Source organism: Stenotrophomonas sp. (assembly GCF_050737075.1).
In the GTDB taxonomy this organism is placed as follows: domain Bacteria; phylum Pseudomonadota; class Gammaproteobacteria; order Xanthomonadales; family Xanthomonadaceae; genus Stenotrophomonas.
In genome coordinates, this window is record NZ_JBOHXV010000004.1 from 47,483 (window position 1) to 65,531 (window position 18,049).

The window sequence follows — 18,049 nt, forward strand, 5'->3', positions numbered from 1 at the left end:
TTCATGACGGCGACGGCGGGCGGGCGGACGTTTAGAATTCCGGCATGGCCAAGCTCTATTTCTATTATTCGGCGATGAACGCCGGCAAGACCACCACGCTGCTGCAATCGGCGCACAACTACCGTGAGCGCGGCATGCGCGTGGCCATCCTGACCCCACGCCTGGACGACCGCGCCGGGCGCGGTGTGGTGGCCTCGCGGATCGGCTTGAAGGCCGATGGCGTCGCCTTCGACCGTGATACCGACCTGGAACAGCTGATCCGCGCGGACATCGCCAGTGCCGGGCCGTTGGGCTGTGTACTGGTGGACGAGGCGCAGTTCCTGAGCCGCAGCCAGGTCTGGCAGCTCAGCGAAGTGGTCGACCAGCTGCGCATTCCGGTGCTCTGCTACGGGCTGCGCACCGACTTCCGCGGCGAGCTGTTCGAGGGCAGCCAGTACCTGCTGGCCTGGGCCGACGAGATGCAGGAGATCAAGACCATCTGCCACAGCGGCAAGAAGGCCACGATGACCGTGCGTGTGGACGAACACGGCCACGCCGTGCAGGACGGCCCGCAGGTGGAGATCGGCGGCAACGAGCGCTACGTGTCGGTCAGCCGCGCCGAGTTCAAGAAGATCACGCGGGGCGAGGGCCGGATTGATCCGGCCCAGGCGCGGTTACCGCTGTAACCGCGCCGGTAGGTACCCACCGTTGGTGGGTACCCGTCATCAATACAACGTTCGTTCCGGCGCCCCCGCCGGCGGCGGCGAATATTGATACAACCACGTTTCCGTCAGCGTCTTGCCGCCGCTGCGCAGGTAGAGGCGGATATCGATCTGGTCGGTCTTGTCGTCCGGCGGCACCAGGTCGAACATGGCGCGGTAGCCCTTGATCTCGCGCAGCGGACGCGCCGACACGGTTTCGGTGCGACCACGGCTGGTCTGCACCACGGCCTCGACCTCGCCCTTGTCGATCAGCGCAGCCAGCTCGCCGCCCTGGAAGTCGACGGCGAACCGCCACGAGAAGTACTCGCGCTTCTTGCCGATCACCCCACCCAGTCCGGTGCGGGTAGCCACGGCCTGCGCCAGCGGCGGCCGCGCGGGCGGCTCGGCGCCCCAGTACAGGCGGTAACCCAGCAGCATTTCCTGGCCGGGCTGCGGCTTCGCTTCCGGGTTCCAGAACGCCACGATGTTGTCGAAGGTCTCGTCCACGGTGGGAATCTCCACCAGCTGCACCGAGCCCTTGCCCCACTGCCCCTTCGGTTCCACCCACAGGCACGGGCGCTTCTCGTAGAAGACTCCGTCGTCCTGGTAGTGGTCGAAGTTGCGGTCGCGCTGCAGCAGGCCGAAGCCGCGCGGATTGTTGTCCACGAACATGTTGAAGCGCAGCTGGCGCGGGTTGGACAGCGGGCGCCAGATCCACTCGCCGGCACCGGTCCACATCGACAGGCCATCGGTGTCGTGGATCTCCGGGCGCCAGTCCCAGGCCATGCGGCGGTCGTTCTCGCCCACCTGGTACATGCTGGTGCACGGCGCGATGCCCAAGCGCTCGATGGTCTTGCGCGGATACAGCGCCACGTCCACGTCCATCAGCAGCACATCGCCATTGGTGATGGCGAACCGGTACGCGCCGGCCACGCTGGGCGAATCCAGCAGGGCATACACCACCAGCGTGTTGGAATCGGCCGCCGGCTGCTCCAGGAAGTAGGCGATGAAGTCCGGGAATTCCTCCGGACGGTCCATGCCGGTGTCGATCGCCAAGCCGCGCGCGGACTGGCCGTACTGGCCTTCCTTGCCCACCGCGCGGAAGTAACTGGCGCCGAGGAACGCGGCAAAGTCGCGGTCGGTGTCGGCACGGGTGTTGAGGCGGAACCCGGCAAAGCCCAGGTCGGCCGGCAGGTGGCCGTTCTTCAGGCCGCTCTTGCCGTAGTCGAATGCCGCCGGGTCATACGCCAGTTCCTGCGCCTTGCCGTCGACGATGTCGAACATGCGCACCGGCGAGTGGAAGTACAGGCCCAGGTGGAAGAACTTGGCCTGGAAGCGGCCGGGCTGGTCGGCCCACAGCGCGTGGTCCTGGCGGTAGCTGATCGACTGGTACTGGTCCCAGTCCAGCGCCTCGAGCGGACCTGGCAGGGTGCGCCGGTGGGTCTTGTACGGCGCCTCGGACAGCGCGCGCGCCTGCCCCTTGAGCGTGGCGAAGTCGAAGGGCTGCGGTTGGCCGAGCCGGCGCAGGCCCACCTGGCTGCCCTGCGCGGCACAGGCCGGCAGCGCGGGAAAACCGATGGCGGCCAGGGCCAGGGAGGCGTTGCGGATGAAGTCGCGTCGTTGCATGCAGGCAGCGATGGCAGGAGAGGGCCGGCCATCATAGGCACGCGGACGTTAATTCGCCGCTGTGGTGGCGACCCGTCGTTCAGGCTGCCCTCTGTGGGCCAAGGTGCCGCGGGTGGGACAGGCCTGCAGCGCGGCCTCGATCCGGCGCTCCACCCGGCCGCCCTGCGGACGCTGCTGCTTCACCTCGGCCTGCAGCCGCAGCAGCATCTCACGGCCCCGCGCCGGCGACTCGGCGCAGGCCAGTTCGCCCAGCGCGGCGCGTGCCAGCCAGCGCAGGTGGATGTTGCGCGGGTCGGGCGACTCGCCCTGGGTGAGTGGCTGCAGCGCGCGCTGCGCCTCCACCGTCTGGCCCATGCGGATCAGGTTGCGGCCCCACGCCAGCTGCACGGCCTGCTGCTGCATCAGCGCGTCCGGCCCACCGCGCGCGGAGTGCCGCATCAGGGCGGCCAGGCGGTCGCCGGCCTCCCGCGGGTCGTCGTACTCACCGATGATCTCGGCCATCTTGCGGTCTGCGCGCCGCACGTCCGGGTCGTCCTCCCCCCGCTGCGCGGCCTGCCACTGCCGTCCCTCACGCAGCGCGGCCAGCGCCTCCTGCCAGCGGCCCGCCTCGGCCAGTGCGCTGCCCCAGTCGTACAGGCCCTGCGGCAGCAGACCGACGCAATCGGGTTGTCGCCAGATCGCCACGGCATGCGCGAAGTCGGCCACCGCCGCCTCGGTGTCGCCGCGCTCCAGTGCCGAACGCCCCAGCGCGTGCCAGGTCTGGCCGGTGTCGCGGTGCTGCTCGCCCAGCGCGAGCAGGGTCAACCGGTGCACCTGCTGCAGGGTGGCCTCGGCCTGCTCCAGGTCGCCGCGTTGCAGGGCCAGGGTGGCGCGCAGGCGACGGATGTTCAGCGTCTCCGGGTGGTCGGGCCCATACAGGCTGACCGCGTCGGACCAGGCGATGTGCAGCGTCTGTTCGGCGGCATCCAGATCGCCCTGCGCCGCCAGCGTTTCACCCAGGTGGCGGCGTAGCGTGACCAGCTGCGGATGGCGTTCGCTGGAGCGTACCTGCAGCAGCTCCAACGCCTGGCGATAGCCGGACAGCGCGGCCTGCGGATGCCCCTCGTCGTTCTCCAGCGCCGCCAGATCGGCCAGGCTCTCCGCCGTGCCGGTCACGTCGTGGACCGCACCGCGCCGCAACGCCAGTGCCAGCTCGAAGGCGCCGCGTGCCTCGTCGCGGTAGCCCAGCAGTTGCTGGCAGCGCCCCAGCTGGGCGTGGTATTCGGCCACCTGCGCGGGCAGCGCCTCGCGCTGGGCCAGGGCCAGCGCCTGCATCGGCGTCATGTGCGCCACGCACTCGCGGGAGCGGCCGAGCATGCGCAGCACGCGGCCGCGCTGGGTGACCGCTTCCAGCTGCAGGCTGGGCGGCACCTCCTCCAGTTGTTCCAGCAGCGCGCGTTGCCGGTCCAGGGTCTGCAGCGCCAGCTGGTAGTCGCCCATGCCGATGCGCAGGCGCCCGATCACCCCTTCCAGGTCGGCCAGCGGCAGCGGCTGGTCGGCCAGCTCGGCTTCGCCGCGCTGCTGCCCGGTGGCCAGCAGCTGGCGCACGTCGAAACTGCCGTGGCGCACGCTGGCGGCACGGTCGAACAGGCCGATGGTGAAGTCCTGCATGGCCTGCGCGCGGGCGATCTCACGCCGCGCCTGCTGCATCTGCCACAGCGCCAGCACCGCCAGCGCGACCAGTGCCAGCACGCAGATCGCACCCAGCACCACGCCCCAGCGATGCCGCCCCAGGTACTTGCGCAGGCGGTACAGCGCGCGCTGCGGCCGCGCATGGATGGGGCGACCCTCGAGGAAACGCCGCAGGTCCTGCGCCAGCGCCTCCACCGAGGCATAGCGCTGCGCCGGCTCCTTCTGCAGCGCCTTGAGCAGGATGGTGTCCAGGTCGCCGCGCAGGCGCCGGGCAAGGCGGCGGGTGGCGACCGACGGCGCCGCATCGGCGGTGTCGCCGCGCAGCACCACGCTGGACGCGCGCGGTGCGGAGACCTCCAGGATCGACCGTTCCCACTCGGCATCGCTATGGCGGCGCAGGCGGTAGGGCTTGCGCCCGGTAATCACCTCGAACAGCACCACCCCCAACGAATACACGTCGGTCAGCGTGGTCACCGCCTCGCCACGCACCTGCTCTGGCGCGGCGTAGTGCAGGGTGAAGGCGCGCGCCTCGGTCGGCGGATGTGCTGCATTGATGCGGGCTTCTTCGTCGTCGAGCAGCTTGGCGATGCCGAAATCCAGCAGCTTCACCTCGCCGTCGGCGGTGACCAGGATGTTGGAGGGCTTCAGGTCGCGGTGCACGATCAGGTTGGCGTGCGCGTGGCTCACCACCGCGCACACCTGCAGCATCAAATGCAGGCGGCGCTCCAGCGGCAGCTGCAGGCGCTGGCAGTAGTCGGTGATCGGCTCGCCTTCCACATAGGCCAGCGCAAGATAGGGCTGGCCCTGCAGGTCCACACCGGCGTCCAGCAGCTGGGCCAGGTGCGGGTGCTGCAGGCGGGCCAGAATTTCGCGTTCGCGGCTGAAGCGCTGGCGCAGCCCCGGGTCGGCATAGCCGCTGCGCAGCAGTTTCAGCGCCACCTGGCGCTGGTACAGGCCGTCGGCGCGTTCGGCCAGCCAGACCTCGCCCATGCCGCCCTCGCCCAATTGCCGCAACAAGCGGTAGGGGCCGATGTGGCTGCCGGCGCGGCTGTCTTCCGGCGCGGCGGTCCACAGCGGCTGCGCCATGAACTCCTGGCTTTCCTGCTCATGGTCGAGCAGGCGCTGCAGGTCGGTGGCCAGCGCGGGATCGGCCGCGCGCAGGTGCGCCAGCCGCGCCGCGCGCTGGTCCGGAGGCATTTCCAGCAACTGATCCAGCAGCATGGACACCTGCCGCCAGCGCACTGCGTCCATTGGCCCGCTCCCGCCCCTGGCCCCACGATCGTGTCATTGCCCGCACGCCTGCGCGGGCTCCCAGCCTGCCGGTGTCAGTCCTCGCGGACCGAGGCCAGCAGGAACATGCGCGCCTTCTGCCAGTCACGCCGGATGCTGCGCTCCGAGCGCTGGCACAGATCGGCGATTTCCTGTTCGGACAGCCCCGCGAAGTAACGCAGCTCCACCACCTTGGCCAGGTGGCCATCGACCGCCTGCAGGCGCGCGAGCGCGACATCCAGCGCCAACAGGTCTTCGTCCAGGCGCACGCCGCTGCTGCTGTTCTCGGGAATTTCGGCCACCCGCTTGAGGTCGCCACCGCGCTTGCGGGCCAGCCGGTTGCGCGCGTAATCGACCACCACGCTGCGCATCGCCGAGGCGGCATAAGCGAAGAAGTGGGCGCGGTCCTCGAAGCGCGCCGCGCCGCGTGCGCCGAGCAGCTTGAGGTAAGACTCATGCACCAGCGAGGTGGCATCCAGCGTGCGGCCCTGCTGGCCGGCCAGCTGGCGCCGGGCCATGCTGTGCAGTTCCTGGTAGAGCAGGGTCAGCACCCGGTCCAGCGCCGCACGGTCGCCCCCCCTGGCCGAGTCCAGCCATACGGTGATATCCGGGCTTTCGTCCATCGCACACCCCCGCCGGTGACGTTGGGCCGACTATAACGCCCGTAGGTACTCGTGCGTGCGACGGTTCAACGCTGGCAGTGGCCGCACCAGACGCTGGCGCGCTGGCCGATTGTGGCGTGGCGCAGCGGGCGCCCGCACTGGCGGCAGGGTTGGCCTTCACGCCCGTACACCAGCAGTTCCTGCTCGAAATAGCCCGGCGCGCCGTCCGGGTTGATGAAATCGCGCAGGGTGGTGCCGCCGCGGGTGATGGCGTGGCCCAGGATCTGCTTCACCGCCGTGGCCAGGCGCTGGTAGCGCTCACGCGAGATCTTGCCGGCCTCGCGCAGCGGGTTGATCCCCGCCATGAACAGGCTCTCGGCGGCGTAGATGTTGCCCACCCCCACCACGATGGCCTGGTCCATCAGGAAGGTCTTCACGGAGGCGCTGCGGCCGCGACTGCGCCGGAACAGGTAGTCGCCGTCGAAGGCGTCGTCCAGCGGCTCCGGACCGAGCCCGGCCAGCAGGTCATGGGTTTCACCGGCCGGCTGCCAGAGCAGGCTGCCGAAGCGGCGCGGGTCGTTGAAGCGCAGCAGGCGGCCGTTGTCCAAGCTGATGTCGACGTGATCGTGCGCGCGCACCGGGGTGTCCCCCGGTAGTACACGCAGGCTGCCGGACATGCCCAGGTGCAGCAACGCACTGCCGATGGCGGTATCCAGCAGCAGGTACTTGGCGCGGCGGCGCACGCCCTGGATGGCCTGCCCCGGCAGCAGCGCGCTGATTTCGTCGGGAATCGGCCAACGCAGGTCGGGCCTGCGCAGGATCACGCCGTGGATGCTGCGGCCTTCCAGGTGCGGGGCCAGGCCGCGGCGGGTGGTTTCGACTTCGGGGAGCTCGGGCATGGGGGGATTTTAAGGGGTCTCCCGGTGAACCGCCGTAGAGCGGGGCTCTGCCCCGCTGCATGGCGCACGTGCAGCGGTGCAGAGCCCCGCTCTACGGTTTCCAGCAGCGCAATGCTGATCAGGGAAGGCACGCGCGCGACTTTGGGTACTGTTTGCAATAGGCGCCGTTCAACCGCCTTTGGGGATCGGGTGTCGGAATATCTTTCCCCGACAGACACGCATCTGTCGCCTTCCAGCCGCTGCTGCGGCAGATCGGCTTGTCATGTCCTCCCGGAGAATGGATATAACCAAGCTGCTCCATGCAGATCATCGAGCCTGCAACCTGGCTGAGCGTTCTTGGCACGCGCTCCTTCACCCGCAGGCCGCCGAAAGGGCTGTCATAGCCGCAGTTCAGCAGGTCCTTCCATAGCACCACCTGCTCGGTCCCTGGCTTCCTCCACATTTCCCAGTTGTCCGGCGGCGGCGCGAACGCATTCCGAGGAAGGCATCCGGCCATCGTAATGACCGCGACAATCACCATGATTTGCCGGATCACTTGAACGCTCCCCGACGCTTCTCGAACTCGTACCAGAACTTGTTCGCGTTTGTCATGTCAATCTGGTTGATCGGGATCGGAGCGGACTGAAGGCCAGGCGACCCCTCCCACAACCTTTGGCAAGCCTCAGGCGCAGCACCATAGCAGTTGTGCGGTGTATTGGTGCCGCCCAGAACGCGAAGCTTCTCCCAAAGCGACGACGAGTCGTCGGGCGTGCCGCCCCCTGTAATCGGATTCTTTCCGATAAAGCGACCGACAAGATCGTTTGCATGGTTCTGCAGGGTCAGTACGCCTTCCTGCGGAACCTCCCAGGAATTTCGGTCCTGCAACTTGGACAACAGGTTGTCAGCGGCGGCGGCGTTGTATGCCGGGCCCAGGAAGCTGATGGTGGTGCCACTGAGCTTTCCGACGGGGTTTTCCATGTTCAACAGGGATTCCATCGCGTTTCCGATGGTCAACGACCCGCGGCTGTGGCCATCAAGATGGAGCCCGGTCTGACCGTACTCGAGCATGTACTGCTTGGTCAGCTCGGTAGCATTGGCCAGCCCAAGCAGGTCACTTTCCATGTACTTCTGATAGCCGGCGATCAGCAGTTCGGACAGGCCGTTGGTTGCCTTGGGGAAATGAATGAAGTACTGCGGACCGTCCGCCGTGGAGTGCTGATCTGCGTACTTTTCGGCACCTTCAAGTACGTTATTGATCCCGTTGTCCGCGATGTGGATCTTTCCGTCCTTGCCCGGTTTCAGGTTCTTCTTCTCGTCCCCCGTCAACTCACGGATAACGGCCTTGCCTTCTGCATCCCTCCTGACATTGCCTTCTTCGTCGCGGTCGACCACGTAAACCTTCGCCTCCTCCAGGAACATGGTCCTGTAGGCCTCGTCGGTGAACTTCTGCGCCTGCTCATACACCAGCGCCTTGCCGATCTGCTCGGCGGCCGCATTGTTCTGCAGCTTCTGCAGATCGATCTGCTGCAGCGATTCGGCCGGCGTGGTTGCGGTGCGCTCCATGCCATCCAACGCGGTGGTATCGCCATTGCGGATGACCACGGTGCCGGCCGCGATGTCGCTGCGGGTGGTGCTTGAACGGCCCTCGCTGTCGCTACCCTCGCCCATCGTGTTCTTGATGATGCCCATGGCCGCACCGTACTTGCTGCCGCTCAGCATGTCGTTGCTGACCGAATAGCTGGCGCTGCTGGCTTTGCCGCTGGCTTCGTTGGCCAGGTCCGACGCGGTGAGGCTCCCGGTAGACAGGGAGTTCCTGCTCGGGTCGGCGGTGCTGGCAATCACGGCACCCTTCAGGTCGGTGTTGCCACCGACGCGGATGTCGAAGCCACCATCGCCGGCGAACAGGCCGGACTGACCGTTTACGCCGGTGTAGTCGCTGTTGGCCTTCGACGAGCTGGCGCTGCCGCCGGCGCTCCAGGCAGTACCGAAGGAGATCTGCACACGACCACCCACTTCACTGCTCTTGGACTCCTGGGTGATGCGGTCCTGCAGCGACTCGATGTTGAGATCGCCGCCGATGTCCGCCGAGATCGTGTTTGCCTGCGCGGAGGCGCCGCGCAGCGTGGTGTCGCCCCGCGAGGTCAGCTGCAGATTGTCGGCGGTCAGCTGCGTGTTCTGGTAAGTGGACGACTGTCCGTCGCTGCGGCTGCTGCCCACGCTGGCCTGTGCATAGACGTACACGCCGGTCTGTGCGCCGACCGATGCGCCCACGCCTACCTCGGCACCGGAATAGCTGCTGCGTGCCTTCTCGGCCGCTTCATTGCGCGCCGCTTCCAGCAGGATGTCGTTGGCCGAATCCAGGCTCAGGGTGTTGCCTGCCTTCAGATTCCCCTGCACCACGTGGATGTCCCCTGCGGTGCTGGTCATGCTGACATTCCCGCCACCGCTGATCGTCGAGCCCTGCGAGGTCTGGTAGTTGGCGTCGTACTGGCTGTTGCTGGTGGCAAAGCCGACACCGGCCTCGGCACTGGCCAGGGTCCCGCTGGTGGCGGCCTTGTAGGTATTCCACCCCGTGGCAACAGCGGCGAGCGCCTGCATGTTCTGCAGGCGTCCATCGGCCTGGCGCGCGGCGTCCACGTTGTTCACCAGATCAATGAGTGGCGAACTGACGCGGGCGAAGACGCCCACCTTCAGGCTGTCGTCGCGGCTCATCTGGCTGCCGCTGTTCTCGGCCGTCAGCAGCTGGATGTCACGCGCGGTGACGTCCACGCTGTTGGCCGCCAGTACGTTGGAGGCCTGCTGCGTATAGGTGCCTCCCGCCGACAACGACACATTGCCGCCCAGGCTGGCCACGTTGCTTGCCACCTGGGTGACCTGGTCGTTGGCGTCGCGGTGCCGCTCGGTGTGGTATCCCGAGAAACGCTCGGTGTCGGACACCACCACGGTACCGATGGCCTTGTTGTCGGACTGGTTGGCGTTGCTGCGGGTGTCCTGGCCACTGCGTATGGTCAGGTCGCCGGCAGCATGGACGTTGACATTACCGTCAGCGGCAATGTTGCTGCCGGTCAGGCTGATGTCGCCTTGCGTGGTAGTGAGGGTCGCGTTGCCGCCTACCGACAGCTGGGTGCCGGTGATGGTGTCACTGACGCCGGCACCGTTGCCCTTGTTGTTGTGCATGCCAACCGGAAGGTGGGCGGTATTGTTGGCAATGCCCCAGCCCTTGCCGTCGCTGTTGTTGCCACTGGCGGCGGTATTGTGGGCGACGTCGAAGACGATGTCCTTGCTGGCCGCCAGCACCGCGTTGCCCTCGGCCGACATCTGCGCGCCCTGGCTGGTGATGGAGCCGTCGGTGGCGATCAGGGTGAGGTTGCCGCCGGCGGTGAGCTGGCTGACGCGCGCGTCGCTGGTGCTTCCGTTCTCGGCGCTGTTGGAACGGTGGCTGCCTGCCTGTACCACCACGGCCGTCGTGGCCGCGCGGTAGCCGGCGATCATGCCGTCCGCGGTGCGGGTGGTTTCACCGATGAACGACCCACTGTCTTCGCGGTTGGCCGTTTCAGCATCGCGGCCGGCACGGTACGCCGCACCGGGGTCCAGCGTGATACCCACGGAGAATCCGCTGGATTTGCTGGACTGGCTCGACTGCGAATCCACCGTGTCCTGCCGTGCGAGCAGCTGGATGTCCTTGGCGGCCAGCGCCATGTCCTTGCCTGCCGCAACGTCGGACGCCGCGATGGTCAGCTGGTTGCCGGCGCTGATGGCCACATTGCCGTCGATGGACCCGATGGCCGACCCCACCTGGGTGGTGGTGTCGGTCGAACTCTGGCTGTTGTTGCGCGACTTGTTGTAGCCCACGCTGGCCACGCCACCGGAGAAGCCGGCCGAGAAGCCTGACTTCTTCTGGCTGAAGCTGTGGTCTTCGCTGAAGGTGTCCTGCGCCGACTCAATGGTGACGTTGTTGCCGGCACCGATACGGATGTCGTTGTCGGCGATCACCGCGGAGCCAACGATGCCGACGTTGTTGCCGGCCACGATGTTCACCGACTCGCCGCTCAGGACCGTGCCGACGTTGCGGGTGCTGCTGGCCTCGTCATGGCTGGTGGTGGTCTTGCTGGAGAAGGTTCCCTTCTTCTTGCTCCACTCATCTTTTTCGTAGGCGCTGGTTTCTTCGGCAGTAGTCAGGGTGACGTCACGACCGGCAGAGATGCTGATGCCGCCCGTTTCGGCGTACACCGTCGCCGCCGTCAGCGTTGCGTCACGACCGGCAATCAGCGCGACGCCCTCGCCAGCCTGCAGCACGGTGCCGTGCGAGGTGTCGCTGTGTGCCTCGCTCTGCATGGAGTAGCGCTTGCGGCGGATGTCTTCTTCGCTGCTGTCGGTGGTGGTGATCTGGTCCAGGTTGATGTCGCGCCCGGCAATGGCGGCAATGCTCTTGCCGGCCTGGAGATCAGCCGCCTGCAGGTTGATGTCCTGACCCGCCTCCAGTGCCATGTTGCCGCCGGCATCCAGCCCGCTGGTTTCCAGCGTCTGACGGGTCGACGAGCCATTGCGCGTGGTGGTGGTCTGGGTGGTGGTCAGCGCATTGAGGTTGATGTCGTTGCCGGCCACGACGCTGAGGTTGTTGCCCGCCTTCACCTGCACCGCGGTGAGGGTGAGGTCATTGCCCGCCTGGAGGCCCAGGCTGCCGCCCACGTCGAGCGTGGTCCGGTTGAAGTTCTCACCGGAGGCACCGCTCTGCTGGGTGGTCAGGTTGAGGTCGCGCCCGGCAACCAGCGCCGCATTGCCCTTGGCACTGGTCTGCGCGCCGACCAGCGACAGGTCGCGGCCGGCGACCATGGCCAGGTCACCGGTCGATTCGATGCGCGCCACGCCCAGGCTGGCCACGCTCTGCAGGTCGCGGCCGGCAACCAGGCTGATGCTGCCGCCCTGGATCAGGCCGTCCCGGTTGATGATGTCTTCGACCGCCGACACCCGCAGGCTGCCGCCGGACGTCATCGCACCGCGATCGTTGAGCAGGCTGCCGGCATCGATCGACAGGCGGCTGTCGGCCGCGATCATGCCCTGGTTGTTCACGTTGTTCGCGCGGATGTCCACGCTCTCACCGGCGATGGCCGCGCCGCCCAACTGCAGGCGGTCGGCGGTGGCCTGGCTCAGGTACACCACGGGCACCAGCACCTGCTGGCCGCCCACTTCCTGGGCCACCATCCACACGATGTCCTCGTCCAGCGCGGCCATCTGCGCGGCCGACAGTGCGATGCCCACGGTGAGCTGCAGGCGCCCGGCTTCGGTCACGCCGCCGTCCATCATGGCGCGATACTGGTCCATGCCGTTGTCGAGGTCGGCATCGAGATACTTGCGGCCGGTCAGGCCGGTGATCTGCTCCAGCACCAGGCGCTGTTCGTAGAAGTCATCACCCAGGCGCTTGAGGCGCTGGTCCGGGTTGAGGTTGAGCTTGTCGAACATGTAGTCCGAGCCCAGCCACTGGCCGTAGTTGGCGAAGCGCGGGTCGGTCTCCACCAGCCAGCGCTGATTGCCCGGGTCCACGGCGTACAGGCCGGAGTTCGGCGGCAGCAGACCGGGCAGCGGGTTCTGTGCGGTTCCCACCACCTGCGGCGGCTTGACCACGCCGCTGGTACCCGGTGCCGGCACGCCGACGTTGGGACCCTGTCCGTTGCCACCGACGGTGCCGGTGGTCGGGCCCGTGGCAATGCCGGTCACCGGGTCCGGTGCACCGGTGCTGCCGGTGGCCGCGCCGGCCTGGCTCCCGTTGCCCAGGGTGGGCACGTAGGCGCCCACGCCGTTCCAGCCGCCGATGTCGGCCGCTGCGCCTCCGTTGCCAACGTTGACCACGGTGTTGTTGACGTCGCGCGCTTCGATGGTGACGTTGCGGCCGGCAGTGATGCTGGCATTGCCGCCCGGCACCGCAACTTCCTTGGTGACGGTGGTGGTGCCAAGCGTACCGCTGGCCCAGCGGGGCTCTTCCTGGCACGTCAGGCCCGAGCGACAGGTCTGGTACTCCACCTCGTACTCGGAGACGCGCTGGATCGTCTTTGTGGCGGTCAGGCCGACGTTGTTGACCACACCGGCCCAGTCGGCCGGATTGTCGCTGTTGGAGGAACCTCGGCCGTTGATCGTCAGGTTGGTACCCGCCGCGATGGCCGAGTAGATGTTGTCGACGCTGCCGCCGCTGATCAGCATGTCGCGACCGGACAGGAACTGAGCGGCCGCGCTGGCAGCGATCACACGCGTGCCTTCAAGCACGGTGTCGGTATGGGTGACGCCGTGATCGCGCCAGATGAAGCATGGCGACTGCGAGTTGCTGCAGTATCGCTGGTAGATTTCGTAAGGCGTATCGCCGCCATTGAACCGCCCGGCATCCGGATCACCGGCCTGGTCGGCCGCCGTATAGGTCTTCTGCTCGTACTGCATCACGCGCCGTTCGTTGCGCACGCCCAGCGCCAGCAGCACCAGGTCGCGCTCGGCCTGGATGCGGCCGGAGCGGTTCACGATCGCCTGTGCATTGCCGCCCCAGCGGCCGCCGATGCGGATGTCGCCGATGCTGTACAGCTCGCCGTCGAGGTTGTTGAAGACGTCGGCGTTGATGGCCAGCGTGCCGGTGGTGGCCAGCAGGCCTTCGTTGTAATCACGCACGGGCACGGCGGTGCCCAGTTCGCGGCCGTTGGTGACGGTGCCGGCGCTCAGCGTGACCTGGTCACCCATCACCGTGCCGGTGTTGGTGAACCAGCTGCTGGTGGTCTGCACACGGTCGCCGTCGATACGGCCGGTGTTGTTGATGCCCTGGCTGGCGTTGAGCGACGCACTGGCCGTACCGGCACCATTGCCGGCGCTGATGGTGCCCGCCGCTGTGTTGTCGATCTGGGCCGCGTTGAGCTCCAGGCTGCCGTTGGTTTCAATGCGGCCCTGGTTGGTCAGCGTGCCTGCAACATTCAGCGCCAGGCGCCCGTTGCTCTGCAGCTGCTGGCCGTTCTGGTGCAGGTAGTCGCCGGCCAGGTGCAGTTCCAGATCGACGCCGCCGAACAGACGGCCGTTGCCTTGGAACATCTGCAACTGCGCCCACAGCTGCTGGTAGGCGCTGATCTCGCCGCCCGCATTGTTCAGTGCGCCCAGGTAGAGGGTGCTGCTGCGGGTGATGAGGCGGCCAGAGGTGTTGTCCAGGCTCGCGGCGCGCAGCGTGAAGCGATTGCCGGCAGAGAGCTCGCCGGCGCCATTGAGCACCGTGGCCGACGCGTTATCCAGGCTCAGATCGTTACCGGCGTAGACGCGGCCAGAGCGGTTGTCCAGCAGGGCGGTCTGCAGGGTGGCGTTCTGGCCGGCGACCAGCTTGCCGCGCTGGTTGGTGATGTTGGCGGCGGTGAGCACGATGTTGCCCTGGGTGCTGCCAAGCACGCCGTCGCTGTTGTCGAGCGCACCGCCCGTGGTGACGGTCAGCGTGTTGTTGCCATCCACCACCAGGCGACCGCTGCGGTTGTCCACCGAGCCGGCGGTGATGCCGGCGGCGGCATAGGCTTCGATGCTGCCGCCCTGGTTGTCGAGTACGCCGTCGGCGTCCAGCTGCAGCTGCCCACCGGAGTAGAGCAGGCCACCGCCGTTGCGCAGGTCGCCGTTGATGTCGAGGGTCAGGTTCTGCCGCGCATAGAGATTGCCGCCCTGGTTGCCCAGGCTGGCCGTGGTCACGCTGGCACTACCCTCGGCACCGATCAGGCCATTGCGGTTGTCCACGCTGGCCGCCTGGATCTGCAGGGTACCGGCCTGGCGCTGGGCCACGGTGCCGGCCACGTTCTGCAGCGCCTGCGTGGCGCTCAGCTGCAGGTTGCCCACGGCGTCGATGCGGCCGCCGCTGTTGTCGATCTGGCGCGCCCGGATATCGGCGTTGCGGCCGGCGCTGATCTGGCTGCCGGTGGTATTGGTCAGGCTGTCGGAGACCTCGACCCGCAGCGCACCGTTGCCGACGATCAGGCCCGCGTTGCTGTTGTTCAGCTGGCCGGCGCGTACGGTTGCGGTGCCCGCTCCGGCGTGCTCGATGCGGCCGCCGTTGTTGTCGAGCGTGGCCACGTCCACGGTCAGGTCGGTGGCGTTGGCGGCAATGCGGCCATTGTCGTTGCGCAGCGCGCCGCTGAAAGCGAGGGTCAAGGCGTCGTTGCCGGTCTGGATCAGCTCACCGGCGCGGTTGTCCAGCGCAGCGGCAAGCAGACCAAGGCGCGCGGCCTGCAGCGAGCCACGCTGATTGATCAGCTCGCCACCGGTTTCCAGTTGCAGCATGCCGGTGGCCACCAGCGTGCCATCGCTGTTGTCGAGCGTGCCGCCGGTGGCGCGGGCCACCAGGTCACCGCCCGACCAGACCAGGCCGTTGCGCAGGTCCAGGCCACTGCCCTGCAGCGCCACGCGCTGGCCGGCATGTACCTTGCCCGATTGCAGCAGCAGGCCGTTCGCGGTCAGGCTGACCTGGCCGGTGCTGCCCAGGGCGCCGTTGGCCGCCAGGCCACCGACGATCTGGCCACTGTTGTCGACGGTGTCGCCGCTCACGGTGACGTTGCCGCTGGCCAGGAGACGGCCGCGGTTTTCTACCGTGCCCGCCTGCAGCGTCACCGCCACTGCCTGCATGCTGCCGGTGTTGCGCAGCAGGGTGCCCGCCTCTGCGCTGATCGCGCCGGTGGCGTACACATCGCCGTCGCTGGTCAGCGCCTGGCCGGCATGCAGGGCGATGCCCGCGCTGCTATCCAGGTTGCCCGCCAACTGCAGGTCGCGCTCGGCGCGCAGGGTCACGCCCGTCGCGGCGTAGGCCTTGCCACTCTGGCGCAACGTGCCGCCCGCCTGGGCGTTGAGTTGCCCGGCGGCGATGGTCTTGCCGGTCAGGGCCAGATCACCCGTAGTGGTCAGGCGTACATCGGACTGCTCGCTGCCCAGGTCGCCGCTGCTTTCCAGCGTGCCGGACTGAACGGTCAGCGCCTGCACGGACACCAGGCTGCCCTGGTTGGTGAGCGCATTGCTGGCCGTCAGCTCGGCGCTGCCGGCACTGTAGACGGCACCGCTGTTGTCGATGCGTGCCGCGCGCAGTTCCAGCGCGCGCCGTGCGTACAGATTGCCGGCGTTGCTGGCCGCCTGCAGCGTCTCGATGTCGAGCAGGTCCGCGCTGGAGATGTCACCGCCGGCCAGGTTCTGCAGCGCCTGCGCGCGCAGTGTGATCGCGGCATCGCTGGCAATGACGCCGGCGTTGCGCAGCGTGCCGGTGCTGTCCAGCTGCAGGCCGTTGGCGCTGTAGATCGTGCCGCTGTTGTCCAGGCTGCCCGCGCCGACCGTCATCCGCTCGGTGGCATGCAGGCGCCCGGCGTTGTCGAGCTGGCCGGAGGTGGTCACCGCCAGCTGGCGGCCGATCACCAGGCCGTCGCGGCTCTGGGCGAGGGTGCGTGCGTCCAGCTGCACCTGCTGCGCCGCTTCCAGCCGCTGCCGGTTGACGATGTCGTCGGCGCGGATGCGCAGGTCGCCATCGCTGACGATCTCACCGGCGTTGTCCACCTGCGCCGAGCGCAGGGTGATTGTCTGGCCCGCGCGCAGGCGTGCGGCGGCGGCATTGTCGATACGGCGCGAGGCGTCGATATCGAGGGTGCCGGACGCCAGCACCACGCCGCGGTTGTCGAGGGCGCCCACGTTGAGGCGGGTGTCGCTGGCGGCCGCGGTGCCGGTGTTGGTCAGGCGGTCCGCGCGCACGTCCAGGGTGCGCTCGGCGATCAGCTGGCCGGCGTTGGCCAGCTCGCCGCTGACATCCAGGGCGACGTCGGTACCGGCGGAAAGCTCCGCCGAGGCCGACTGCTGCAGCGTACCGGCGTTCACGGCCAGGTTCTGCGCCGCGCCGATCAGGCCGCTGTTGTCGATTTTCCCGCTGACCATCAGCGCGGTATCGCGCTGACCGTAGATCTGCCCACGGTTGCTCAGGGAGCCTGCGTCGATACGGGTGCCGGTGCTGCCGATCACCACGCCGGCGTTGTCGATGCCAGCGTCTGCCTGCAGGCGCAGCTCACCCTGTGCCGCCAGGCGTGCGCCCTGCTGCTGGACGATGCGCGCGGCGCGCGCCTGCAGCTGGTTGGTGGCGATCACCTGCGCGCGGTTGTCCAGCTGCTGACCCGCCCGCAGGTCGATGTCGCCGCGGCTTTCGGCCTGCCCGGCCAGGCGCAGGTTGCCGTCGGCGCCCAGTTGCAGCCGTCCCGCCAACACGCTGCCCGACGCGTCCAGATCGCCGGACGCGCGCGCGTCCAACACGCCTGCCGCGTAGGCGGTGCCGGCAAGCTGGACGTCGCGGCCGCTCAGCCGCATGTCCGCACCGGCCTGCGTGGCGCCGGTGCTGGCGAGGGTGCCGGCGCTTTCCACGACGATGTTGCCGGCGGCCGCAGTGCGACCGGTCAGCTGCACGTCGCCGCTGCTGGTCAGCACGAAGTCGCCCCCGGTGGCGACCAGCGCACCGGCGCTGCGCACGCCGACGCCGGCCTCGGTGCCGACCAGGCGGATCTTGCCTGCATACATGCCGCCGAGCGCGGCCACGTCAAGGCCGTACCCGGTCGTGGTGCCTTCGCCCTGGATCGCACGTGCGGCCAGGCTTTCGTAGTCGATGTGGTTGGCCCCCACCACCACGTTGGCTTCCTTGGCCCACAGCCCGGCATTGATCTCCACCGCGCGCGCCAGCAGGTCGATCCGCTGCAGGTTGTCGGCGTCCAGGCCCGCACCTTCGATGCGGATGCTGCCCCGGCCTACCTGGAAGGCGGACAGGCTGCCGTCGCCGCCAAACAGCGGCGTGCCGGTGGTCAGTACGCCACGGGTGGTGTTGATGAAGCCACAGCCATCGCAGGTGATGCCGTTGGGGTTGGCGATGATCACCTGGGCGGCCGCGCCGGCCACTTCAACGTGGCCCTGCAGCAGCGAGCGGTTGCTGGAGGTGACTTCATTGAGGATCACGCGCGCCGATTGCCCCGGCTGCAGGTTGCTGTTGCCCTGGATGTAGCCGGCCAGCTGGGTCTGGGTGGTGACCGCGCTGTTGTTGAGTACCTGGCCTTCCCGCCCGACGTTGTAGCTGTCGTAGCGGTTGTGCGACACGCCGCCCGGGTTGGGCGCGGCGATCTGCACCACCGGCACGCCGTTGCCCGAGGCTTCCTGCCGGGTCTGGCCGCCGGCCTGCGGCTGCACCTGCGCGAACGAACTGAAGGGCCCGCCGAACACCGCGGTGACCATGGCCGCCAGTACGCCCATTCGCCAACGGGCGCGGGAGGGCGACGGGACGGACGAACGGTGCGAGGCTTCGGGGCGTGTCTTCATGACG

Annotated in this window: 7 protein-coding genes; 1 reads left to right on the forward strand and 6 read right to left on the reverse strand. The window is 68.1% G+C overall.

Annotated elements, in window-relative coordinates:
- Positions 1-44 precede the first annotated feature (44 nt).
- The gene (locus ACREPD_RS01700) at positions 45-665 is read left to right on the forward strand and encodes a thymidine kinase (protein ID WP_431597675.1); all 621 of its coding nucleotides are present in this window, start codon (positions 45-47) and stop codon (positions 663-665) included.
- Between the two features lie 39 nt (positions 666-704).
- Here the strand turns inward: ACREPD_RS01700 and ACREPD_RS01705 are convergent, their stop codons facing one another.
- The 6 genes from ACREPD_RS01705 to ACREPD_RS01730 form a co-directional block, all read right to left on the reverse strand.
- On the reverse strand, positions 705-2,306 hold the full coding sequence (locus tag ACREPD_RS01705; protein WP_431597676.1) for a glucan biosynthesis protein: 1,602 nt from the start codon (positions 2,304-2,306) through the stop codon (positions 705-707).
- Between the two features lie 48 nt (positions 2,307-2,354).
- Complete coding sequence (locus tag ACREPD_RS01710) at positions 2,355-5,228, reverse strand: protein kinase domain-containing protein (RefSeq protein ID WP_431597677.1); 2,874 nt, start codon at positions 5,226-5,228, stop codon at positions 2,355-2,357.
- 74 nt (positions 5,229-5,302) lie between these two features.
- The gene (locus ACREPD_RS01715) at positions 5,303-5,869 is read right to left on the reverse strand and encodes an ECF-type sigma factor (protein WP_431597678.1); all 567 of its coding nucleotides are present in this window, start codon (positions 5,867-5,869) and stop codon (positions 5,303-5,305) included.
- Between the two features lie 65 nt (positions 5,870-5,934).
- Entirely contained in the window at positions 5,935-6,747 is an 813-nt protein-coding gene (mutM, locus tag ACREPD_RS01720) for a bifunctional DNA-formamidopyrimidine glycosylase/DNA-(apurinic or apyrimidinic site) lyase (protein ID WP_431597679.1), read from the reverse strand.
- Positions 6,748-6,865: 118 nt separating this feature from the next.
- Positions 6,866-7,282 (reverse strand): hypothetical protein, encoded by a 417-nt coding sequence (locus ACREPD_RS01725; protein WP_431597680.1) that lies wholly within the window; start codon positions 7,280-7,282, stop codon positions 6,866-6,868.
- Positions 7,279-18,045 (reverse strand): hemagglutinin repeat-containing protein, encoded by a 10,767-nt coding sequence (locus ACREPD_RS01730; RefSeq protein WP_431597681.1) that lies wholly within the window; start codon positions 18,043-18,045, stop codon positions 7,279-7,281. The genes ACREPD_RS01725 and ACREPD_RS01730 overlap by 4 nt, the downstream gene beginning before the upstream one ends.
- Positions 18,046-18,049: the final 4 nt, after the last annotated feature.

Bases quoted from the DNA above. Each gene is read 5' to 3' on its own strand.
- mutM (WP_431597679.1), bottom strand. From the start codon at position 6,747: ATGCCCGAGCTCCCCGAAGTCGAAACCACCCGCCGCGGCCTGGCCCCG.
- ACREPD_RS01715 (WP_431597678.1), bottom strand. From the start codon at position 5,869: ATGGACGAAAGCCCGGATATCACCGTATGGCTGGACTCGGCCAGGGGG.
- ACREPD_RS01730 (WP_431597681.1), bottom strand. From the start codon at position 18,045: ATGAAGACACGCCCCGAAGCCTCGCACCGTTCGTCCGTCCCGTCGCCC.
- ACREPD_RS01700 (WP_431597675.1), top strand. From the start codon at position 45: ATGGCCAAGCTCTATTTCTATTATTCGGCGATGAACGCCGGCAAGACC.
- ACREPD_RS01710 (WP_431597677.1), bottom strand. From the start codon at position 5,228: ATGGACGCAGTGCGCTGGCGGCAGGTGTCCATGCTGCTGGATCAGTTG.
- ACREPD_RS01705 (WP_431597676.1), bottom strand. From the start codon at position 2,306: ATGCAACGACGCGACTTCATCCGCAACGCCTCCCTGGCCCTGGCCGCC.